18 protein-coding genes are annotated in these 22998 nt (G+C 65.7%); 3 read left to right on the top strand and 15 right to left on the bottom strand.

Translation table 11 applies throughout. From position 1 onward, the window contains the following. From ACZ1JY_RS17065 to ACZ1JY_RS17010, 12 genes are read right to left on the bottom strand one after another with little or no spacing between them, the layout of a single operon-like run. Positions 1-1287: an alpha/beta hydrolase gene (locus ACZ1JY_RS17065; protein WP_465131447.1), complete on the bottom strand. Its 1287-nt coding sequence runs from the start codon at positions 1285-1287 to the stop codon at positions 1-3. Further along, positions 1284-2459 carry a CaiB/BaiF CoA transferase family protein gene (locus ACZ1JY_RS17060; protein WP_465131446.1) on the bottom strand — a complete coding sequence of 392 codons (1176 nt, stop codon included), beginning with the start codon at positions 2457-2459 and terminating at the stop codon, positions 1284-1286. Before ACZ1JY_RS17060 ends, ACZ1JY_RS17065 begins: the two co-directional genes overlap by 4 nt. After that, positions 2456-3379: an alpha/beta hydrolase gene (locus ACZ1JY_RS17055; RefSeq protein WP_465131445.1), complete on the bottom strand. Its 924-nt coding sequence runs from the start codon at positions 3377-3379 to the stop codon at positions 2456-2458. Before ACZ1JY_RS17055 ends, ACZ1JY_RS17060 begins: the two co-directional genes overlap by 4 nt. After that, the gene (dctP, locus tag ACZ1JY_RS17050; protein WP_465131444.1) at positions 3376-4407 is read right to left on the bottom strand and encodes a TRAP transporter substrate-binding protein DctP; all 1032 of its coding nucleotides are present in this window, start codon (positions 4405-4407) and stop codon (positions 3376-3378) included. The genes ACZ1JY_RS17055 and dctP overlap by 4 nt, the downstream gene beginning before the upstream one ends. Then, positions 4404-5705 carry a 2-hydroxyacyl-CoA dehydratase subunit D gene (locus ACZ1JY_RS17045; RefSeq protein ID WP_465131443.1) on the bottom strand — a complete coding sequence of 434 codons (1302 nt, stop codon included), beginning with the start codon at positions 5703-5705 and terminating at the stop codon, positions 4404-4406. The genes dctP and ACZ1JY_RS17045 overlap by 4 nt, the downstream gene beginning before the upstream one ends. Next, the gene (locus ACZ1JY_RS17040; RefSeq protein ID WP_465131442.1) at positions 5702-7789 is read right to left on the bottom strand and encodes a CaiB/BaiF CoA-transferase family protein; all 2088 of its coding nucleotides are present in this window, start codon (positions 7787-7789) and stop codon (positions 5702-5704) included. The genes ACZ1JY_RS17045 and ACZ1JY_RS17040 overlap by 4 nt, the downstream gene beginning before the upstream one ends. Continuing rightward, positions 7786-8664, bottom strand: a complete 879-nt coding sequence (locus tag ACZ1JY_RS17035; RefSeq protein ID WP_465131441.1) for a hypothetical protein — start codon at positions 8662-8664, stop codon at positions 7786-7788. The genes ACZ1JY_RS17040 and ACZ1JY_RS17035 overlap by 4 nt, the downstream gene beginning before the upstream one ends. Before the next feature lie 2 nt (positions 8665-8666). Continuing rightward, positions 8667-9977 (bottom strand): TRAP transporter large permease, encoded by a 1311-nt coding sequence (locus ACZ1JY_RS17030; RefSeq protein ID WP_465131440.1) that lies wholly within the window; start codon positions 9975-9977, stop codon positions 8667-8669. Further along, positions 9974-10423, bottom strand: a complete 450-nt coding sequence (locus ACZ1JY_RS17025; protein ID WP_206065683.1) for a TRAP transporter small permease — start codon at positions 10421-10423, stop codon at positions 9974-9976. The genes ACZ1JY_RS17030 and ACZ1JY_RS17025 overlap by 4 nt, the downstream gene beginning before the upstream one ends. Beyond that, a complete protein-coding gene (locus tag ACZ1JY_RS17020) occupies positions 10420-11523 on the bottom strand; it encodes a CapA family protein (protein WP_465131439.1) in 1104 nt (367 codons plus the stop codon). The genes ACZ1JY_RS17025 and ACZ1JY_RS17020 overlap by 4 nt, the downstream gene beginning before the upstream one ends. Positions 11524-11540: 17 nt before the next feature. After that, positions 11541-14243: a TonB-dependent receptor domain-containing protein gene (locus tag ACZ1JY_RS17015; RefSeq protein ID WP_465131438.1), complete on the bottom strand. Its 2703-nt coding sequence runs from the start codon at positions 14241-14243 to the stop codon at positions 11541-11543. Between the two features lie 53 nt (positions 14244-14296). Next, positions 14297-16045 (bottom strand): CocE/NonD family hydrolase, encoded by a 1749-nt coding sequence (locus ACZ1JY_RS17010; RefSeq protein ID WP_465131437.1) that lies wholly within the window; start codon positions 16043-16045, stop codon positions 14297-14299. 131 nt (positions 16046-16176) lie between these two features. Here ACZ1JY_RS17010 and ACZ1JY_RS17005 point away from each other — a divergent pair, with 131 nt between their 5' ends. Beyond that, a complete protein-coding gene (locus tag ACZ1JY_RS17005; protein WP_465131436.1) occupies positions 16177-16845 on the top strand; it encodes a GntR family transcriptional regulator in 669 nt (222 codons plus the stop codon). A 10-nt stretch (positions 16846-16855) separates the two neighbouring features. On the opposite strand, the gene ACZ1JY_RS17000 is transcribed toward ACZ1JY_RS17005, so the two are convergent. From ACZ1JY_RS17000 to ACZ1JY_RS16990, 3 genes are read right to left on the bottom strand one after another with little or no spacing between them, the layout of a single operon-like run. Beyond that, positions 16856-18205: a mannitol dehydrogenase family protein gene (locus ACZ1JY_RS17000; protein ID WP_465131435.1), complete on the bottom strand. Its 1350-nt coding sequence runs from the start codon at positions 18203-18205 to the stop codon at positions 16856-16858. Further along, positions 18202-19617, bottom strand: a complete 1416-nt coding sequence (gene uxaC / locus ACZ1JY_RS16995) for a glucuronate isomerase (protein ID WP_465131434.1) — start codon at positions 19615-19617, stop codon at positions 18202-18204. The genes ACZ1JY_RS17000 and uxaC overlap by 4 nt, the downstream gene beginning before the upstream one ends. A 38-nt stretch (positions 19618-19655) precedes the next feature. Next, complete coding sequence (locus ACZ1JY_RS16990) at positions 19656-20408, bottom strand: FadR/GntR family transcriptional regulator (protein ID WP_118075217.1); 753 nt, start codon at positions 20406-20408, stop codon at positions 19656-19658. 102 nt (positions 20409-20510) lie between these two features. Here ACZ1JY_RS16990 and manD point away from each other — a divergent pair, with 102 nt between their 5' ends. Continuing rightward, a complete protein-coding gene (manD, locus tag ACZ1JY_RS16985; RefSeq protein ID WP_118075211.1) occupies positions 20511-21719 on the top strand; it encodes a D-mannonate dehydratase ManD in 1209 nt (402 codons plus the stop codon). Between the two features lie 29 nt (positions 21720-21748). Beyond that, positions 21749-22996, top strand: coding sequence for an MFS transporter (locus ACZ1JY_RS16980; RefSeq protein ID WP_465131433.1), 1248 nt, complete (start codon positions 21749-21751; stop codon positions 22994-22996). The last annotated feature ends 2 nt before the right edge of the window (positions 22997-22998 follow it).

The following is a 22998-nucleotide window of genomic DNA, read 5'->3' as shown; positions in this document are numbered from 1 at the left end:
CTAGCGGCAGCGCGGGCCGGAAGGCCCCTGCTGTCGCAGGCACGGACGCAGCATCGGCGGCGGGGTGTGATCGATGAACTGCGCCGGACGCTGAGGCCACTTGCCCGAAGCGAGGCGCTGTTCGAGATGCGCAATCGCCGCAAGGACCTGTTCGGCCGGCAAGCGGCAGTGACCGGCACTCTTGTGCCACAGCGGCTGCATCATTGCAGGCGGCGCAGCATCCGCATAAGCGCGCTGCAGCGAAGGTGAGGTCAGCCCGTCCCCCACGGCCTGCAGCGATACCAGCGGCACGCGCGGACGGGCAGTGGGCGTGTAGTTTTCCAGCATGTAGCGCACGGCGGAAGGCTTGGCAGTGATGCGCGGTGCCTTGGCCAGCATGGCAAGATCGCGCGTCAGGCTCAGCCCGGCCTTGCGGTACAGCGCCTCCACGAACGGCCTGCGCCCCGAACGGTCGAGCTGGCGCGCGTAGTCCACGCCGATGTTCCACGAGAACGCCCCGCCAGCACGGCGCTCCTGATCGTTGCGCGGCATCAAGGTGCCCATGACCAGCGTTGCGGCGATCTCGTCCACCTGTGCTTCAAGATCGTCGGCAGCGGGCTCGGGACGGTCTGGCCGGGTCCAGCCGGGAATGCCGCCGAGAACGCCTGCCAAGGCGATCCGCGCCCTGCCCGCGCGGGTCTGGCGCGCGGCATCGACTGCTGCCATCGCCTTGCGGCCATTGGCCATGTCGTCTGCCACGTTGACCAGCGAAAGGCCCGAGTTGGGCGCGATCAGGGTGGCAGTGGCAAAAGCGCCGTCGAGCCCCATGTTCATCATACCAACCGCGCCGCCGATCGAAGGACACATCGCCAGCGCGCCGTCGATCACCGGCCTGTCCTGCTCGGCCAGCGCGGTGGAAATGAGGCCGCCCATCGACGAACCCCAGGCCAGCACCCGCGCCGGGCGCCCTTCAAGCGCAACGAAGGCTTCGACCGTGGCACGCTGCGCCGGGACAGCCTGTTCGAGCGACCATCCGCCCGCGCCGTAGTCCGACGCCACGAGCGCGTAGCCCTTGGCGAGGAGCAGATCGCGATATTGTGCAGGTGCAGGTTCCGCAGGATCGATCCGCGGCGAATAGCCATGGCTCCACAGCAGCAGGCTGCCATTGAACTGCGCCGGGATGAGCGCCTTCCATTTCGCCCCGCTGGCGAGCGTACCTTCGATCACGCGCGGCGCGGGCGGTGCATCCTGCGCCACCAGCGGTGCGCCGAGCAAGGCAAGCGGGGCCAGCAGCAGGCGCGGCTTCACGCGACAGCTTCCTGCGCCAGCCAGGCGAGGATTTCCGCACGGTCTGCATCGAGCCGGGGTGGCGCGGCGAGCACGGGGCCGGCTTGCCCGGCCACCCGATAGCCGGGTCCCGGTATCTGCACGCTCTCCTGCGGCAGGCCGGGGATCTCGAGGTCAACCAGAGCGCCCTCGCCCGCCAGCGCGCCGGCCTCGTCCACGCGGCGGACCATGCCGCAGGGGATGCCCGCGTTGCTTAGCCGTTGCTCCCAGTCGGCGGCATCGCGCGTTGCGAAGACCGTTGAAAGCGCGGCGTGCATCGCATCAAAGTTTGCGCGGCGGGCATCGGGGGTGGCGAACATCTCGTCGGCCAGCCATTCTTCGTGCCCGAGTTCGCGGGCAAGTGCAGCGAACTGCGGCGGCTGGACTACGCCGAGCGAAATCTGCCGCCCATCGCGCGTGGTGAACAGCGACGCCGTGGGCAAACCGCTGTAGCCGGTGTTGCCCATGCGGCTCATCGGCTTGCCGGTGACGAGGAACGGGGTCAGCGCCGAGGTCATGAAGGCGAGGCTGGCATCGAACATCGACACATCGAGCTTGCTGCCGCCGCCGCCGCGCTCGCGCTGCATCAGCGCGCCGAGGATCGCCATCGCCGCCGTCTGGCCGGTCAGCGTATCGACGATGGGGAAGCCCACGCGCACGGGCGGGTCGCCCTCGTCACCGCTCAGCATCATCATGCCACTAGTGGCCTGCACGATGTTGTCGATGGCGGGCCAATCGCGGTGCGGGCCTTCCTGGCCATAGCCGGAAACCGAGCAGTAGATCAGGTCGGGACGCAGATCGCACGCCGCCTCGTAACCAAGGCCGAGCCGAGCCATCACACCGGGGCGGAAGTTTTCGAGCAGCACATCGGACCGCGCGATCACGCCCCTGGCGATAGCAAGATCAGCCTCGTCCTTCAGATCGAGCGCGATCGACTTCTTGCCGGCATTGGCAGCGATAAATGCGGGCGACATTCCGTCATAGCGCCGGTCCGCGCCATAGTTACGGAAGCCGTCGCCGCCCTTGGGCTCGATCTTGATGACCTCGGCCCCCATCATCCGCAGCAGGTGCGAAGCGTAAGGCCCAGCCATGACATGACTGAAGTCGGCAATCCGGATGCCGGAGAGCGGGCCGGTGGCAGAAGGCGAATTCATGGCTTCTCCGGAAATTGCTTGCGGACCACGGTCCATTGCTTGTCCTTGCACAGCCCGCAGTCGGGGCCGGTAAACATCGCAGCCGCCGTGGGCTTGCGCTTCAATTGCCAGTCGAGCCACGCCGCACCGATGCGGCCATAATCGCCACCGTTGGCAAGGCCGAAGGTGCCGCCGTGGCCAATGGGCGAATTGGCGAAGAACACCGGCACATGGGCTATGCGGGAAACATCGTCAGACCCGTTGGGGTAGGCAATGTCATCAGGCCCGCCAAGGATATAGGCGACGGGCGTGTGCAATCTGGCGAGGTCGTCCTTGGTAATTCCCACACCGCTCAGGCCCGACCCGGCGCGCACATAGACGCCGCTGTTGAAGGCGACGACCGCGCCAATGCGCGGATCGGCAGCGGCAGCGAGCGCCTGCAGGCCGCCGCAGGAATGGCCCATGACGGCAATGCGCGAAAGATCGGCATGGGTAGCAAGGTCACTGCCTTTCACCCAGTCGATTGCGCCGAGCAACTGGCTTACCTGCGTTTCGTCCGGCGTAGCGCGGGCCGGCGGAGCGCCGGTCGGGCGCGGGCCGTTGGCCGGAGGGAGCGCGTCAAGCACCGGCCGCTCCTCGCGCGGCGCGCCATTGGCGATGACAAGATAGCCGTGGCTGGCGATCTCGCGCAGGAAGTGGCTGGCCGAGAGGCCATTGTCGCGGCACCCGCCATTGCCCCATAGCACGAGCGGCAGTCGCTGCCTTGGCCATTTCGCGGGGCGGTAAATGGTATAACCTGGCGCGTCGGTGCGCCCTTGCGCGATGGCGGGCAGTCCGCCGGAGCCAGCGGGACTGCCGATCGTGCGGACGCTTTGCGCAACAGCCGCGATGGGGGATACGCTGAGCGCGAGGGCGAGCGTGAGCGATGTCAGCGTCTTCATGATCCACTCCCGCAGGAAATCCGGTCCCGACCCTTCACCGCTGCCCGGGCCGAACGGAATGCGGCCTCGCCATCGATGCCGTAGGCGGCGAGGCCGCGCGCGTTGGCTTCTGAATCGCGCAGGTAGATCGCATCGAAACGCTGCTGGTCTGCCGCGCTCGCAGGGTTGAAGGTGACCTTGGCAGCCACGGCTTCGGCCTTGCCCTTCTCTACCGCCGCGCGAACCTGGCGAGCCAGCGCCGCTTCCCACACGGCAATGCCTTCGGTCAGGATCTGGCGATCGGCCTCGGACAATGCGCTCCAGCGTTTCTCGCTCATCGCGCGGGCAGGATAGGCGCCACGGGGCACGGCGATCTGGTAGAAGTGCTTGGAGATTTCGGCGAAATGCAGCGACTTGAAGGTGTCTTCCGGCGCAATCACGCCGTCGATCACGCCCTTGGCCATGGCCGAGTAGACCTCGCCCATCGGCATGTTCACCGGGTCAGCGCCGAGCGAATCCAGCACGCTGAGGAGTTCTGTTGGCGCACGGATGCGCAGCCCCTTCACGTCGGCCAGACTGCGCACCTGCCGGTTTGCCGTGACAAGGCCGGGCAGCGTACCGCCCTGCACCGCGAGCACCTTGAGCCCTGCCAGTTCATGCCCGACCTGCGGATTGGCCTTGGCGATGCAGCCATAGAGCGCGACCTGCGATTCCACGCTGTCTGCGCCCTGATAGAAGCCCGACTGGATGCGGATCAGGTGCGTGCCGCCGCGCACGTAGATCGGCGTGATCAGGCCTATATCGGCTACGCCGTGGCGCAGCTCTTCCATCGACATGTCCGACGAAAGCAGCGCGCCCGACCACACCGGCTTGATCCGAATTCGCCCGTCTGAGCGCTTTTCGACAAAGGCCATCCATTCCCGATCGGCCTTGGAGAACGGGTGGTTGGGGCTGTAGGGCGAAGCATAGGTCAGTTCGGTCACACCCGGTTCGACCGGGCGCGCGCAGGCCGCCAGGAACAGGATCAGCAGGGCGACAAAAAGCCTCACGCCAGCCCTCGTTTCTGCAGGAACTCCGCCACCATGCCGACCATCCTGTCATGGTCCCAGTTGGCGGCATCGACCATGTCGGCGTCGATCATCAGCACCGGCACGCCCGCCTTTTCGAGCGCCTCTGCCGTGATCTTGGTACCCGATTGCGAGAGACGGTTTTCCGGCGGCAGCAGCACGACGCAGGCATCGATGCCGCAGCGCTCGGCCTCGCTGGTCATCCAGCCATTCATCCATGGCGGCAGGTGGAGCACCTCGTTCATCGAGCAGATGCGGCTGGCCAGCGCCTCCATCGGACGGCCTTGCACTTCGCGGATGTACTGCGGCCCGGCAAAGGGCATGTACATCGACCAGACGAACACCGCGCCCATGCGCTCTTCCAGCGCCTGGTAGAACCCGGGATCGTGCCACACGCCCGCCCCGATCCACATCAGGCGGATCTTCTCGTTGGCGGCGGTGCCCTCACCTGCGGCGATGCGCTCCATCACCTCGTCACGGAAGCGCCTGGCATGGCCTACTGCCCAGTCCGAGCCGCGATGCCACTGCGGGATCATCGTATTGGGCATCTGTTCGGCGATCGAGACCGGGCACGGCCGCGCCTTGCCGATGGCCTGCGCCGCTTCCCAGATGTAGCCTTCCTGCTCATTGATGCGCTCCATTAGGTAATGGAGCTTTGCCTCGTCGAACTTGCGCCCCGTGCGGTTCTCGAGCAGCGCGATCAGGTCGCGCATTTCCGACACGGCCAGCGCGATGCGATCGGCATCGTAGACCTGTTCCCACTGGTCCTTCGAGTGAGCGAACCAGCGCGGGTCCTTGTGTTCCCACGCCGGCGCTTCCATCGGGAAGAACTCGCTACCCAGCGCATCGGCCCACTGCCCGAACACGTGCTGGATGCAATCACAGGTCATCCGCGCAACGAGCACAGTGGGCTTGGGCAAGCCGCCCCACGGCGCGGTTCTGGGATCGTTGGCCAGCGTGCACGCAAGGCCAAGCGAGCAGTACTTGCAGCTGTTCTTGGGGTAACCGGCCTGCGCCATCACCTCGAAGTAATGGTTCGAAAGCTGCTTGGCCGAGATATAGGCCGACCACCACTGGTTGGTGATGATCGGTATGTCCATGACATGGAATATCTCGTGCGGCGTATCGGCCTGGACGATGGCGAAGGGCTCGCCATCGTCCACCACCCGGCGCCTGAGATCCGCGCCGAACTGCTTCTGGTACGCGCTCGCGGCAGCGGTGCAGGCAAGGTCCTTGCGGCTGCGCTGACCCGAGGGCCTGGTGGGGGTAGCGGCGCTCACTGGAAGACTCCTGCCTGTTCGAGTTCGGCGATCCGGGCCTCTGACAGGCCGCACAGATTGCGTGCGATTTCATGGACATGCTCGCCCATGCCGGGCGCGCGGAAGGGTTGGAACGGATCGCGCGAGAAGCGCAGCGGCGTGGCGATGTGGCCGAAGGGGCCGAGCAGCGGATGATCGAGCCTGACCAGCGCGCCGCGCCCGATGAGCTGGGCGTCGCGCTCGATCATGTCCTCGCAATCCTGCACCACGCCGCAGGCGATGCCCTGGGCCTGAAGCTCGGCCGCGATGGCGTGGTCCTCGCGCGATGCGGTCCAAACGGCGGGATCGGCGCCGGTGATCGCCAGCAGCCTGGCATGGTCAGCCTCGGTGGGGCAGGAGATCGCCACCCAGCGGTCCTCGCCGGCCGCCGGCAGCACGTCCTGCCAGAATACCCGCGCATCGGCATTGCCCATGCGCTGCGGCCGCTCGCCCCGCTTGGCCTGCTCAAGATAATCGCGCATCTGCTGGACGCAGATCTCGTACATCGAAGCATCGATATGGCAGCCGCGCCCGGTCTCGCGCCGATATTGCAGCGCGCCTGCCACCCCTGCCGCCATGACATAGGGCACGATCACATCGCCGAAGGGCACTGCGCCGGGGATCACCGGATCGCGATCCGGCCAGCCCGTCAGATAGGTGCGGCCCGAAAGCGCGCCGCCGGTGCCATCGACGCCCCATTCCTGCGCCATCGGTCCGGTCTGGCCGAATACGCTGCCCGAGACCATGACGATGCCGGGATTGCGCGCGGCAAGGCTGTCATAATCCAGCCCCAACTTGGCCATCGTTCCCGGCGAGAAATTCTCCACCACCACGTCGGCCCAATCGATCAGCGGATCGATCAGCTCGCGTGCCTCCGGCTTCTTCATGTTGAGCGAGACACTGCGCTTGGATGTATTGAGGTGTGCAAACCACGGCTTGTCGTCCCAGTTGCCGGGCTTCGAAGCTGAGACCTGAACATCCAGTCGCGCCAGATCGGGGCGCGTGCGCGTCTCGATCTTCACAATCTCGGCGCCGAGGTCGCCCAGCGTCTTGGTGGTGATCGACCCAACCAGCGCCCACGCAAAATCGAGCACCTTGACGCCCGAAAGCGGCCCGGGACGGGTGCCAGTATGGATGGCTGGCGCGGCGACCTGGCCCGTGCCCTCGCGCAATGCGGCGAAGCGTTCGGGCAGGCCATCTGCGGTATCGAAAAACCCGCGAGCTGCGAGGTGCGGGTCCGCCAGCACGTCGGCCGGTTCGTTGGCCACGCAGGCGTTGATACCGCGCCGCAAGCCCTCGGTCGCGATTTCGTGCTTGGTGCGCGAAAGGAAAAAGGCGGCGATTGCCGCTTCCCAGACGGCGCGCGTTTCCGCTGGCAGGGTGGATCGGTTGTACGAAAGCCAGTCGGTCCCGGCCAGCGGATTGGGCATGCCGTCCTCGTCGATCCAGTCGGACAGGGCCTGATTGGCAGGCTCACCCAAGCGGCCCGTCATCAGCGAATGGAAGCACCAGCCATCGGCAAGCCGCCAGATCGCGCGCACGGTGGCCTTGCCATAAGCCAGCGCGCCGCCGACGCGCACCAGCTTGCGCTGGTCGAACTGCCACACCAGCACGCCGTTGAAATTGCGGCTGAAGGCGACCTGCTGGATCGAAACGTCGACGTGCTGGCCCTTGCCGTGGCTTCCGCGTGCATAATGCGCCGCCAGCGCGCCCGATGCTGCAACCATGTCTGCATGGAAAGTGCAGGCATCACCCGCTTCCTTGACCGGGGGCAGGCCCGGTTCGCCCGTCACCCGCAAGGCCCCGCCCATTGCCGAGGCGACCAGTTCGCCGCCCTTCCAGGCCGAGCGCGGCCCACCAGAACCGAACGGCGTGACCGATACGTGGACGGCGCTTTCCGGAATGCTGACGCCTTCAAGCCCTTCCAGTCCAAGGTCGTCGATCACGAACGACGCGCCTTCGACCGGTCCGCCCAGTTCCGCGCCGAGCGATGCGAGGAAGCGTGCGAGCGCGCGATCCGCCATGCCGCCGAGCACGGCAACGCGATGTCCGGCGAGCGGCTTCATGCGGTCACTCCTGCAAGGAAGGCAGAGATTTCGGCATCGATCCCGTCATGGCAGCACCAGTCGCGCCGGGTGGCGACCATGACCGGGAGCCCATGTGCCTCGAGCGCAGCACGCATCGCCGGCAGGTGCCAGACGGTGGTGTCGTCCTCCTCGATCAGCCACAGGATCGCGGCCTTCGCCAACGATGCCGCAGCGGCTTCGGTCAGGGCTCCGGAGCGGTCAAAAAAGCCCCGTGTATCGAGACGACGGGCGTGGAGCTGGCGCGCGAGCGCGGCAAAAGGCTCGGCACCCTCGTCAACCATTGGGCCCAGATCGCCCCACTCCTCGGCAAGCGTGCGGCCGACGGCGGACCATCCGGATTGTTCGACCATACGGTGCATCCGCTCGTCGGGCAGAGGGCTTCCGGCGATCAGGCAGACTTTCGCTCCGGTGGCGCTCGCCACGGTGCCTGCCCGCTGCGCATTTCCTGCAGCGATGGCCGGGCCAAGCGCTGCCGCGCCCACGCCAAGGCGCTCCGCCAGCTTGCGCAGCGCCACCTCGTCACGGGCAATGCTGCTCGGCCTCGGGCTCTTGGCGATGTCGAGCACCAACGGTTCGGGGCCCCTGATCGCCCCTGCCCGGCGCAACTCGGACAGGTAGTAGTACAGGCGCTGCGCACTGTCGTCGGCGCGCGAGAACACCACCGCGTCGAGATGGTCGAGCGCGCCGTCGGCCCAGTCCTGCAGCACCGACCGGGTCCACGGCGCGAACTTGCTTTCCAGCCAGCGGTCCGCGGCGGGCATGGCGCGGTCGACATTCCAGGTCAGCGGCCCGGCATTGCGCCCGGTCGCCTCAAACAGGTCATGCGGCAAGTTTGGTCCGGCATAAGCAAACATCGTCAGTTTCCAAGCAATTCGGGCAGCCCCAGCGCCAGCGCGGGGAACAGGATCAGGATGAGCAGGTGCAAAAGGTCGCTCGCCAGGAACGGGAGCACACCCTTGAAGATGCGGTTGATGGAAACATCCTTGGCCACGCCCTGAATCACGAACAGGTTCATGCCCAAGGGCGGATGTACGAAGCCGATCTCCATCGCGCGGCACAGGAAGATGCCGAACCAGATGGCTGACATGCCCACGCCCTCCACCACCGGCAGCAGGATCGGCGTCGTCAGCAGCATCAGCGCGAGGCCATCGAGCACCGAGCCCAGCAGCAGCAGGATCACCGCGACAAGAATAAGCGTCGGCACCGTGCCCAATCCGAGCCCTGTCACCCATGCGCCGATGGCGTCGGTCAGGCCGGTGACCGAGACGAATACCGAGAAGACCAGCGCGCCGATGATGACCATGAGGATCAGCCCGCTGGTTCGCAGCGTTTCCTCGAATGCCTGCATCAGCATCGCGCCGTTCAGGCGCTTGCGCCAGGCGGCAATGGCCAGGGCACCTGCCGCGCCGATCGAGGCAGCCTCGGACGGGCTGAACCAGCCGAGCGCAATACCGCCGATGACCAGAGCGATCAGCAAGATCATGTCGGCGATCCTGCCGATGGCCTGCCACCGCTCTGCCCACGAGGCGCGCTCGCTGGCAGGAGCAATCTGCGGACGCAGGCGCACGGCGATCCAGATCACCGCGCAATAGAGCAGCGCCTGCGTCAGCCCTGGCACGATCGCGGCGGTGAACAGCTTGCCGATGGACTGTTCGGCAATGATCCCGAACACGATCAGCGCGCCCGAAGGCGGGATCATCTGCCCCAACGTGCCACCCGCTGCGACGGTACCGGTGGCCAGGGCATCGGAATAGCCGCGCTTGCGCATTTCCGGCAGGGCAACCAGGCCAATCGTCGCCGCCGTGGCGAGGCTCGACCCGTTGATCGCGCCAAAGCCGGCACATCCGCCGACCGAGGCATAGGCCAAGCCGCCGCGCCGGTGACCGACCATCTTGGCCGCAGCGTCGAACAGGTCACGGCTGGCGTTGGAGGAGAAGAACAGGTGCGCCATGAACATGAACAGCGGCAAGGTGCCGAGTTCATAGCGGGTCAGCGTATCGACCAGCACCACCCCGCCCTTGATCAGTGCAGGCTCGAGGCCAAGCACCAGGCACAGCCCGCCAAGGCCTACCAGCCCCAGCGCCACCCCGATGGGCAGGCCCGATAACAGCAGCGCAAACAGGAGCAGCACGCCGATCACGCCAGTGGCAGGAGTGGCAAACATCATTTGCGCCTCCGCAGGGCTTGGCCGAGCAGAACTGCAATCGTCGCAGCCAATGCAAGGTTTGCGAACAAGCGCATCCAGCGCCACGAAATGCCAAGCAGTTCGCTCTCTTCGTGCCCGCTCCACAGATCGGCCATGAGCCAGAGCGACCCGGCAAGGAGGCCAGCGAAGAATACTGCGCCGAGCAGCCCCGAAAGCCGCACCATCGCCGCCTTTCCGGCATCGCCCATGCGGTCGACGACCAGATGCACTTTGGCGTGCGCCTGCTCCGCGGTCGCCACGAGCAAGGCCAGCGATCCGGCAACGAGCACGAAGAGCTGGACCAGTTCGATCGAGCCCCGCAATGGCAAGCCCACGTGCCGCCCGATCACCGCGACGGTATCCGTCGCCGTCGCGCCGAGCAGCGCGATGCCGCCGATCAAGGTAATGCTTTTGCGCATCACGCTCATGCCGTCACCGTGCCGTCTGCGCCGATGGAGATCGGCGGCAGTCCGGCCTTTACGGTGATGGCTTCGATGTAGCGGGCGATCTCGGCCTTCCTCTCGCCTTCGGCCAGCAGCGGCCTTCCCGGCGCCAGCACGTCCACGGGGGTTATCCCGACTTCGATCCTGCCATCCTCATGCACCGTCAGCCGTCCCAGCATGGCGTTGACAGCCTCGGGATGGAACGGGGCCAGCGTATAGGCCGGGTCGGGTTCGAACCCGAACATGGCCTTGCGCCGCTGCGCCCATTCGCGCCGGGCGGGATGGTCCTGTGCCGGGCTGAGAGCGCTGGTGACGACGCAGCCGTTGCCGAGTCCATGGAATATGGGTTTGCCCTGATGAAACTCGATCCCCCGCACGATATGCGCGTGATGGCCGATGACGACATCGGCCCCGGCCTCGATGGCCGCGTGGCTGATGGCCCGCTCATAGGGCGCCAGTCGAGCAGGAGTGTGCACCACCCCCTTGTGCAGCGCGACCAGGACCATGTCCGCGCTATCGCGCACCGCCGCGATGTCCTCGCGGAGCACTTCGAGCGCCTGATCCGTCACGCGAACCAGATCGGCGGCAGGCGCAATCGGCGCACCATCGGCAGTTTCGATCCGCAGATAGGCGCACCCGGCATGCGCCTCGCCGGCCCAGCTCATTTCCGGCCCGACGCAATTGTAGCTGAGCAGGGCAATGCGCATGCCGCTACGCTCAATCATCGCCGGCTTGCGTGCCTCGGCCAGCGACAGCCCTGCGCCGGTTCCGACAAGCCCTGCTTCGGCCATGAGCGCCAGCGTATCGGCAATCCCCTCCGCGCCGCAGTCGGTGATGTGATTTCCGGCAAGGCTCAACATATCAAACCCCGCCGCAGCGATCGCGGCGACATTCTCGGGCGGCGCACCCGGCGCGGGGACATCGCCTTGCAGCTCCTGTCCCCGCGCGGTGTGCGGCACCTCGAGGTGGCCCACCGCAAGGTCGGCGTTTCTCAGTGCCGGGGCAATTCCCGCCAGCCAGTAGGGGGCATCGGGCTCGTCGAGCACGAGGTCCCCCGCCAGCACTATGGTAACCGCCTTCGGCACTTGCGACCCTTCAGTTCTCAGAACGACTTGCGCAGGCTTACCGCAAACAGCCGCCCGATGGGATCGCTGGCGGTGGCGTCATAGCCGCCGCTACCGTTGCCGCTTGGCGCAAGGTTCACGTAGGGCGGATCAGTGTCGAACACGTTGCGCACTTCGAGGCCGAGCGTCATGCCCTTCTCGAAGAACCCGCTCGCCTGCTGGTCGCCGATGCGGAACGTGAGGTTGAGGTCAACCGGGGTGTAGCTCTTCACGTTCTGGCCGCCTGCCGTCAGGTTGTTGAAGTAGCCGCCGACATGGATCGCCTGGACACGTGCGCTGAACGGCCCGTGATCCCAGGTGACGCTGCCGCGCGCCTTGAACTTCAGCGGGTTGAAGATGAAGTCCAACCGGTCGATCAGCGGCGCCTTCGGGGTCAGCGCCACGCGGTACTTGGTCAGGTACGTGCCCGAAGCGTTGAACGTCAGCGCATCCTCGCTGCCCAGCTCGGCACGCCAGGTTGCGGTGAAGTCGATGCCACGGGTGATCGAGACGCCAAGGTTCTGGCTGCGCCCGTCGACGAACAGGGTCACGTTGGCCGGGCTGCCACCGGGGAACGACCCGCCCGCCAGCGTCACGCCCTGCGCCAGCAGCTGCTGCACGCGCGTGGCGGCATCAGCGCCGCGCAGGATGATGCCCGTTCCTGCATACTGCGCCTCGGTGCCAAGGATGGCGAGGTTGGAGAGGTTCGCCAGCACTTGGTTCTTGTAGTTCACGTCCCAATAGGTGACCGAGAAGCGCAGGTTCCGGGTCGGTTCGAAATCCGCACCGACCGACCATGACGTCGCCGTCTCGGGCTTGAGATCAAGGTTCGGGCCCGACAGGGCATAACCCTGCAACGGCGCACCGCCCGCCGGGTTCTGGTAGGACTGGCCGAACAGGTTGTTGGAATTGCCGTAGATCTCGGGGATCGTCGGCGCGCGGAACGATGTGCCATAGCTGCCGCGCAGCTTGATCCCGTCCACCGGCACCCAGTTCACGCCGAACTTGGGATTGGTCGTGCTGCCGACGTCGCTATACTTGTCATGACGGACCGCGGCATTGATCTCAAGCCGCTGGAACCCGGGCATGGCGTTGTCGGGCCCGAACACCGGGATAAACAGTTCGCCGTAGAATGAATCGACCTTGCGTCCGAAGTTGCGGAATGTGATCGGGTTCGTCGGCGCACCGCGTGCAGAGCCGAGCGCGACCTTGAAGTCCTGCCGCTCGTACCCCGTCGCCAGCTTCACCTCGCCACCCGGCAGCGCGAACAGCCCGCCGTTGAGCCGCGCTTCGTAGGTGCGCAGTCGGCCATTGGTCGGCGCAAGGAAGATCTGGTTGGCGATGCCATCGAGCACGGCCTGGCTGGTGCGGCCGAGGCCATAGGGATCGAACGCCGTCGCCGGATTGCTGCTGGCGAGCGCAGCGTTGAGCGCGGCATTGTTCACGCCGAAGTAGGAGCCGGAGAAATCGTTGGTCTTGCCATAACCGAACAGCGCTTCGGCTTCCCAGCCGCCCGGCAGCTTCGCCTTCAGGCCCGGCGTGATCTGCCACGAGCGGGCATAGCCATAGGAATCGTTGGTCGGCAGGTCATTCCGGAAGTTGTAGTCCAGCGTGTAGCTCGAACCGGTGAAGCCGTCGGGCCGTACGAAGAAGGCGTTGGTCTGCGGCACCGTCAGGCGCGCGTTCGAATAGGCCGAGATGCGGTAGAACGAACGCTTGGAATAGAACCCGTCGTAGAACACGTCGAGCCAGTCGGTCAGCTCGTAGCGGCCCGTGCTGTTGACCGAGTCATACTTCTGGCGCGGGATGAGATCCTGATTGTCGAGTTCGTCGCACTTGTTCAGCGAACCCGCCGTCAGGCTTCCCGCGGTTGCTTGCGTCACGCCGCTGGTGGGAATCGCATAAGTCGTGCCGTTGGCGTTGATGTTGCCGGGGGCACAACGCACGATGCGATAGTCGCCCCCGCCGAAACGACGCTGGTCGCTGGTGAAGAAATCGCGGTCGTCGCCCGAAAGGTTGGAGCGTTCGACATGCTCGTAGGCGACCATAATCTGCCCGCGTTCGAACACTTTGCCCAGCGCCGCGCCAAGGGTGTATTCATGGAAATCGCCGCGGCTGGAAATGCCGGCGCGGGCAAACACTTCACCGCCATCGAGCGAGCGGCGGGGGATCAGGTTGACCACACCCGCAACCGCGTCCGAACCGTAGATCGCCGAAGCGCCATCGGCGACGACTTCCACCCGCTCGATGCCGAGCGACGGGATCACCGAAGGATCGATCGAGCGGCTGTTGTTGGTCACGCGGTGCCCGTCGACCAGCACCAGCGTGGCATAAGGTCCGATGCCGCGCAGGTTGACCGAGTTGCCATAAGTGATGTTGCCGCTGCCGCCCGATTGCCCGCGCGAGTTTTCCGAAACGCCGAGGTCGAAAACCTGCGGGATTTCCTTGATCATGCGGTCGACGGTGACCTGGCTCGAAGCCTCGATCTCCTTGCGGCCCAGCGTCGTGACGGTGGACCCGACCGGCGCCTCGCCGCGCACGCGGCTGCCCGTCACGATGATTTCGGCATTGCTCGCCGCTGCCGCTTCCGGCGTGTCCTGCGCCGCTTCCTGCGCGAATGCCGCACCGGAAATGGTGATAGCCAGTGCACAGCAGCCCAGCTTCAGCATGGCCCGCGAGGCCCCGATCCTCTTGCCCTTCATATTCCCCTACTCCTTCCCTGAGCCGTCGATGCGGCTTTGCATTTCAAACGAATTCAGTTGTTTACCGGCAGATCGAGCCGGGATGCATTGGCGCCGCCGCGATGCACGGTGATGACCGGCGAGGGCGTCACGCGAATGTCCTTGAGATTGCGCTGGCGCGGATCAGCCCCCGCCACCGTCAGCCGCAACCGCGCACCCGCCGGTACCACGCGCGACACCGGCGTCATGTCGATGTTCACGCGCACGACCTGCCCGGGCCGCACCGGCGCAACATCTGCCTTCATGCCCGAATGCCACGGCAGGCCCATCGTATCGTAGGGCGCCTTGCTTTCCTTGCGGTGCGAGAGGGCCAGCCTGCCAAAGGCCACCACCTCGGCCTTGCCACTGCTGTCGATCTGGTCGAGGTAGACGAACACGTTGGCGTCGGTCTTGTCGGTCGAAACCGACAGCCGCGCCACGGGAAAGCCCACCAGCTTCACAGGCGCGGTCAGCACAGGCGTAGTGTAGGACAGGCCATTGGCGTCCATCGGCTGCGCCCAGAACGCGAAGTATTCGGGGTCCGGCAGATCGTAGTTCACGGTGAACCGATCGGCGCCAGCCCCTGACGGCGCGCTTCCCAGCAGGCCATCGTTGACCGATCGCGCCGTGCCGCTCCTGCCACCGCCAAGATACCAGGAAACCGGCTGCGCGCCTTCGCCCGGCAGCAGGTTGGAGCGCACATAGCCGCCCTTCCCGTCCAGCCCTTCGAGCCAGTAGGTGGCGCGCGGCGCAGACTCCATGCCATTGGCCGCGCCCTTCAGGGCGTGGTCGAAATAGCGGGTGACCTCGCCGGTAAAGTCAAACCCCGGTGGCGGCACGCAATGGCTGCCCGGCCCGGCAAGGAACTTCGATCCCGGCAGGTTGGCGGCACTGAGCAAGGCCTGCGCGGTCGGTTCGTCCTGCCAGTTGCTCCAGAAATAGGTAGCAATGCCCGCCTTCCGGATGCGATCGAGGTAGTTGAAAGTGCCGACCTCGTTCCAGAACTGATTTCCGGTGAAGGCCGAAACGCTGTCGCGATAGGGCATGCCGTACCACAGCGGGGCCATCGGCGTGTTGGCGCCATGTTCGGCCACGGCCGCCTTCAGCATCGCGCCATCACGATCGGCGTCGACAGGGATGCTGGCGAGGTCGACCTCGGCGGGCTCGTCAGGCCGGGTGTTGAATTGCGCCGGAATGCCGCCGCGCCGCACGAAGGCATACTTGTCGAGATCGGAAGCGCCGACGAACACGGCCTTCAGCGATGGCGGCGTGGTCGTGGCGGTGTGGAACGTCGATCCGCCAAGGTAGGAACAACCGATCATCCCGACCTTGCCCGAAGAGAACGGCTGGCGCGCCAACCACTCGACCAGATCGTAACCGTCATAGGCCTCGGTGCGGTCCTGAAACCCCCGGCGATGCCCAAAGGACGCGCCCTTGCCGCGGATGTCCGCAGTGGCGACGACATAACCCGCGCGGATCAGCGAGCGCATGGCGAGGCGATCATCGAGCGCCAGTTCAACGACCTTGCCATCCTTGTCCTTGAACCTGGCACGATAGGGCGTGAACGAGAAGATCACCGGCAAGCGCGCGGCCACGGCAGTCTTGCCATCGGCTGGCCGGTAGATGTTCACCGCCAGCTTTGTGCCATCGCGCACCGGCACGTAGATCGATGAGCGCACGACATCGGGATAGCTTTCCGCGGCTGCAGCAACAGGCCCAGCAACGAACATGGCCACACTGGCGACCGCCACGGCGGCGGCTGTAAGATCGCGGAATCCCTTCACAATGCTCTCCCGAGCGGATTCATCCGCCGCTCTTGCGATGTTCTGATCACCTATCCCGCAAGCGCTTACAACCGAAAAATGGACAACGATATTGTTGACAATTTCGTTCATAACGGACGATACGGTCGATCATGTCACAAGATGCTGCCGTCGATCGCGCGCCTTCGGGCCAGGAAATCGCCGACTGGGTGCGCCAGCGTATCCGTACCGGGCGCTTCGTGCCGGGCCAGCGACTGGTCGAGGTCGACATCATCCGCCAGACTGGGGCGAGCCGGTCAAAGGTGCGCGAAGCGCTCAAGCGCCTCGAAGGCGAAGGTCTGGTCGAGATCGAGGAATTTCGCGGCGCCTCGGTGCGCAGTTCCACGCTTGATGAGGTCCGCCAGATCTATCGCGCCCGCATGGCGCTCGAAGGCATGGCGGCGCACGATTTCACCGTCAATGCCGATCCCGAAACGCTTGATCGGTTGAAGGCCCTGCAGGACCAGCTCGACGCCTGCGTGCGCGAACGCGCGCCGGACCGCTTTGGCAGGCTAAACAACGAATGGCACCGCCTGATCGTCGAAGGTTCTGGCAACAAGGTCATCGCCGACCATCTCCAGCGCCTCAACGTCCCGATCCATCGCCTCCTCTTCGAAAGCTTCTACGACGAGGAGCGGCTGAAAACCGCCAACGCTGATCATCAGGCCATGCTGGCGCTGATCCTCGCCGGCGACGCCGATGGCGCCGAACGCGCCATGCGCCAGCACATCGGCGACGGCTTCGAAACCCTCGCCCGCATCGAGGACGAATTCTACCGCTGAACCGGTCGGGTCACACCTTCAGTGTCCAGATGCCAGCCATCGGCCCGCCCTCACCGAACAGCGCGATCATTGGCGTGTCGGTTTTGGCGGCGCGGGAGAGCTTGTCGGCGAGGGGGTCGTCGACGGGGCCGTTGTGGCCTTGCAGGTGGTGGATCCAGGCGCTCAGGCCTTCGCGGATGGCGGGGCAGGTGCGGCCTTGTGCCTCATTGTGCGCGAGCGTTTCCAGCCAGCGCTGCGGGATCTTCTGCGAGCCGTCCATGGCGATCTGGATCAGGCGGTGGTTGAGGCTGGGGTTGGCGAAGCGGGCGATGAGCGCGTCGGCATAGGCGGCAAGATCCTGCCCTGGCGCGGTCGTGATCGTCGGCGCGGCTTCGTTGCGCATGAGTTGCTCGGCAAGGCTGCGCAAGGCAGGGTCGGCAATGGCTTCGTGGACATATTCATGGCCCGCGCGCAGCCCGCAATAGGCCAGCAGCGAGTGCGCACCGTTGAGCATGCGCAGCTTGGCCGTCTCGTAAGGGGCGACCTCGGTGACCAGCTGCGCGCCGACCGCTTCCCAGCGCGGGCGGGGTCCGGCAAAGCGGTCCTCGATCACCCACTGGCTGAACGGTTCGGTGACGACACAGGCTTCATCCTGGCAGGCTTCGTCTTCAAGACCGCCCAGCGCCGCTGCCACCGCCGCGCGGTCCTCGTCCGTCGTGGCGGGCACGATGCGGTCGATCATCGTGGCGGGACAGGTGCAGTGCTGCTCGAACCAGTCGACCAGATCGGGCTCGTGCCGGGCCAGGTACTGGCGCATCAGGCGCTCGAGGATCGCGCCGTTCTCGGCAAGGTTATCGCACGACAGCAGCGTCACGCCGGGCAGGCCCGCCTTGGCCCGCGCCAGCAGGCCTTGCGTGACGAAATAGTAGAAGCTCAGGCTGTGCGCGAGACCGAAATCGAGAGTTGCGTCGGCGCGGCGGCAATAGCCCTTCTCGGTCACCGTCAGGCTGACGATGCGGGTGGCAGGTGCAGCCACGGCAGCAATCACCGCATCGGGCTCCTCGCTCGCCACCAGCACGCCCCGCACCGATCCGACGATGCGCAGGGCCGCTCCATCGGCCGATTGCTCGGCCACGGTGTAGAGCCCGCCTTGCGGGTTCATCTGCCGCGCCACGCCGGGCGAGCGCAGCGAGACACCGGTGATCATCCAGTCACGGTCACCAGCATTCATCGCCGCATCGGTGTACCAGGCCTGATGCGCGCGGTGGAATGCACCGATGCCGAAGTGGACGATGCCAACCTCTTGGCTTTCGCGATCGTAGAGCGGGCGAGCAACCTCAGCGGGCAGGGCTGCCAGCGTGTCCGGGGACAGGTGCTTCACAGGTTATAGGCCTTCTTCGCCAGATTGTACGACAGGTCCTGCGCCAGTTCGGCCGCTTCCCAGTCCTCGATGCGGTGTTCGGCAACAAGCTGCGCCAGGAAGCCGCAATCGATGCGCCGGGCAACGTCGTGCCGCGCCGGGATCGACAGGAACGCGCGCGTATCGTCGTTGAAGCCGACAGTGTTGTAGAAGCCCGCCGTCTCGGTGGTCATCTGGCGGAAGCGCTTCATGCCTTCCGGGCTGTCGTGGAACCACCATGCCGGTCCAAGCTTGAGGCAGGGGTAGTGCCCGGCCAGCGGCGCCAGTTCGCGGGCATAGGCGCTCTCGTCCAGCGTGAACAGGATGATCGAGAGGTCTTGGCTGTTGCCGAAGCGGTCAAGCAGCGGTTTGAGCGCATGGACGAAGTCGGTCCGCGTCGGGATGTCGGCGCCCTTGTCGCGCCCGAAGCGTTCGAACAGCGCAGCGTTGTGGTTGCGGAACGATCCGGGGTGGATCTGCATGACGAGGCCATCGTCAAGGCTCATCGCCGCCATCTCGGTCAGCATCTGGGCGCGGAACAGTTCGGCATCGGCCGGGGTAGCTTTGCCGGCCACGACCTTGTCGAACAGCGCCGCTGCCTCGCTGGCAGACAGGTTGGCGGTTGCTGCCGTGGGATGGCCATGGTCGGTGCTTGTCGCGCCCATCGCAGCGAAGAAGGCGCGGCGCTGGCGGTGCGCGGCAAGGTAGCCGGTCCAGCTGCGGCAGTCCTCGCCGGTCAGCCCCGAGAACAGGTCGAGGTTCGCCGAAAAGCCCTCAAACTCGGGATCGATCACCGGGTCGGGGCGATAGGCGGTGATAACCCGGCCCTGCCACCCGCCCTCGCGCGCATTCTCGGCGCGGATCGCGGCGTGATGCTCCAGCGTGTCGAGCGGGCTCTCGGTCGTGGCGATCACCTCGATGTTGTAGCGATCGAACAGCGCGCGCGGGCGGAACGCATCGGAGCCGAGCTTTTCGGTGATCGTGTCGAAGTAGAGGTCGGCCGTCTCGGCGCAAAGCTGCACGTCCATGCCGAAGGCCTCGGCAAAGACCCAGTCGAGCCACATGCGCGAAGGCGTGCCGCGGAACAGCCAGTAGCTTTCGGCAAACAGCCGCCACGCCGCGCGCGGGTCCACGCCCTTGTTGCGCACGCCGAGGTCTTCGAGCGCGAGCCCTTGCGAATAGAGCATGCGGAAGACGTAGTGGTCCGGCACCAGCAGCAGGTCGGTAGCATTGCCGAACGTCGCGTTGCCGGCAAACCAGCGCGGATCGGTATGACCGTGCGGGCTGACGATCGGCAGACACGCCACGCTGGCGTACAACTCACGCGCAATCGCGCGCACCGAAGGATCGGCCGGCAGCAACCGGTCGGGATGAAGCTCAAGCGTGCGGGGCATTTCTACTCTCTCAAGGCATCCGTTGATGGCCTCCGCCCTCAGGCGGTGGCTTTGGCGTATCGTTCGCGTTTGGCTTGCGTGGCTCTGCGGGCTTCGGCGAGGAGGCGTTCCTCGGTGGCGAAAAGCAGCCCCTCGAGCACGGCGGAGAGGTGGGCGCGCATGGCGGCACGGGCGGCGTTGGGATCGCGCGCGCGCAGCGCATCGAGGATCGCTGTGTGCTCCTCTACCACAGGCTTGATATTGGCGTGGCGGGCCTTTTCATGCAGGAGCGCAGCCTCTGGCGAAGTCCCGCGCAGGTCCCACAGCTGCGCCACGGTGTTGTAGACCGCAACATTGCGGGTGGCGCGCGCGATGGCGAGATGGAACGCGCGGTCGGCGCTTTCCGAACCATCAGGATTCTGGTTCTCTTCGGCAATCTGCTGGACCAGATCCTCGATCTCGGCCAGATCCTCGTCAGTCATCTGCGTGGCCGCCAGCGCCGCTGCCTCGCCCTCGAACAGCAGGCGCGCTTCGGTCAGTTCGAACGCGGTCACGTTGAAGCCGGGACGGTCGTTCTCGCCCGGCAAGCGCTTGACGTAAGCACCCGAACCGATGCGCACTTCGACCAGCCCCTGCACTTCGAGCGCGATGATCGCCTCGCGCACGGTCGGGCGGCTCACTTCGTATCGCAGCGCCAGGTCACGCTCGGCCGGAAGGCGGCTGCCAACGGGGTAGCGCCCTGCCGCCAGCTCATCGAGCAGCGATCGAGCGAGATCCTGGTACAAACGGTCGTGGGACTTGCCAGTTGCCATATGAACTTTCTGGTAATACCAATTCAGGGAACTTGACAGACCGAAACTGGTCCGTCAATCGGTAATACCACAATCCGCCTGTCCTTAGCGAGTGCAACTCCCATGAAAATCACCGCCGCCCGCGTCATCGTCACCTGCCCGGGTCGCAACTTCGTGACGCTGAAGATCGAGACCGACCAGGGCGTCTACGGCATCGGCGATGGCACCTTGAACGGGCGCGAGCTTTCGGTCGTCGCCTATCTCGAGGAGCACGTCATTCCCTGCCTGATCGGCATGGACCCGCGCCGCATCGAGGACATCTGGCAATATCTCTATCGCGGGGCCTACTGGCGCCGGGGACCTGTCACCATGCGCGCGATTGCTGCGGTCGACATGGCGCTGTGGGACATCAAGGGCAAGATGGCCGGCATGCCGGTCTACCAGTTGCTCGGCGGGCGCAGCCGTGACGGAATCATGGTCTATGGCCATGCCAATGGCTCGGACATTGCCGAGACGGTCGAGGCTGTCGGCCACTACATCGACATGGGCTACAAGGCGATCCGCGCCCAGACCGGCGTGCCCGGCATCAAGGATGCCTATGGCGTGGGCCGCGGCAAGCTCTACTACGAACCGGCCGATGCCGCGCTGCCCTCGGTCACCGGCTGGGATACGCGCAAGGCGCTGAACTATGTGCCCAAGATGTTCGAGGAGCTGCGCAAGACCTACGGCTTCGATCATCACCTGCTGCATGACGGCCACCACCGCTATACCCCGCAGGAAGCGGCCAACCTTGGCAAGATGCTCGAACCTTACCAGCTGTTCTGGCTGGAAGACTGCACGCCTGCCGAAAACCAGGAGGCCTTCAAGCTGGTGCGCCAGCACACCGTCACCCCGCTGGCCGTGGGCGAGATCTTCAACACCATCTGGGATGCCAAGGATCTCATCCAGAACCAGCTGATCGACTATATCCGCGCCACTGTCGTCGGTGCCGGCGGCCTCACCCACCTGCGCCGCATTGCCGATCTGGCCAGCCTCTACCAGATCCGCACCGGCTGCCACGGCGCCACCGACCTCTCGCCCGTCACCATGGGCTGCGCGCTGCACTTCGATACCTGGGTCCCCAACTTCGGCATCCAGGAATACATGCGCCACACCCCTGAAACCGACGAAGTCTTCCCCCACGACTACCACTTCGACAAGGGCGAACTCTTCGTCGGCGACACCCCCGGACACGGCGTCGACATCGACGAGAAACTCGCCGCCAAATACCCCTACAAACCAGCCTACCTCCCCGTCGCACGGCTCGAGGATGGCACCATGTGGAACTGGTAGAACCAGCCGCGGGGAGAGGATTGCAAGGCATGAACTGGAAATCGGCGCGGCTGCGCATCCTGGTGCTGGTGATGGTCGGCACCATCCTCAACTATATCGCGCGCAATTCGCTGGGCGCGCTGGCGCCGCAGCTCAAGCTCGACCTGCAGATCACCACCGAGCAGTATTCCTACATCGTCGGCGCGTTCCAGCTGGCCTACACGGCGATGCAGCCGATCGGCGGCATGCTGATCGACCGGATCGGCCTGACAGCAGGCTTCGCCCTGTTCGCCGTCGCGTGGAGCGTGGCCAACATGGCACATGGCTTTGCGCGCGGGTGGTTGTCGCTCGCAGCGTTCCGGGGCCTGCTCGGCATGGCCGAGGCCGCCGTCATCCCCGCCGGCATGAAGACCATCGGCGAATGGTTTCCCGATCGCGAACGCTCGGTTGCCACGGGGTGGTTCAACGCCGGAACCGCTTTTGGCGCGGTGATCGCGCCGGTCATGGCAGCGCTGCTGGCCAAGCATTACGGCTGGCAGGCGGCCTTTGTCGTCACCGGGGGCATTGGCCTGATCTTCGCCGCCGCCTGGTATCGCTGGTATCGCTCGCCGCAAGACGCCACTTACGTCAGCGCCGAGGAACTTGCGGAAATTCAGGACGGACAGCGCCCCGTCCCCGTTTCGGCCACGACGATCCGCTCGATCATCGGCTCCTCGCGCTATTGGGCCATCGCCGTCCCCCGCTTCCTTGCCGAACCGGCTTGGCAGACCTTCAGCTTCTGGGTCCCGCTCTATTTCGCCAAGGAGCGCGGTTGGGACCTGACGCAGATCGCCATGTTCGCCTGGGTTCCATTCCTTGCGGCAGACGCAGGCGGCATTCTCGGCGGCTATCTCGCACCGTGGCTGCAGCGCTGGAAGGGCCTGACGCTCGAAGGATCGCGCATCGCGGGCATCTGGATCGGCGCCGTGTTGATGATTGCACCGGGCTGCGTCGGCCTCGTCGCCAGCCCCTATGCAGCCATCGGGCTGCTCGCCATTGGCGGCTTTGCCCATCAGGTGATCTCGGTGCTGATCAACACGCTGTCCGCCGACGTCTTCCCCAAATCCGATATCGCCAAGGCCAATGGATTGGTCGGCATGGCGGGCTGGACCGGCGGCTTGCTGTTCTCCCTCGCCATCGGCCAGTTTGCCGACACGATCGGCTTCGCGCCGCTGTTCGCCTGCCTTGGCCTGTTTGACCTGATCGGCGCGATCTGGCTCCTCGCCCTGCGCCGCCGCCTCACCTTCGCGAAAGCCTGAGC

Source organism: Novosphingobium sp. BL-A-41-Hi4B-X5A (genome assembly GCF_055521705.1).
The sequence above is the reverse complement of the archived record's forward strand: the minus strand, read 5'-3'. Positions and strand labels throughout refer to the sequence as shown.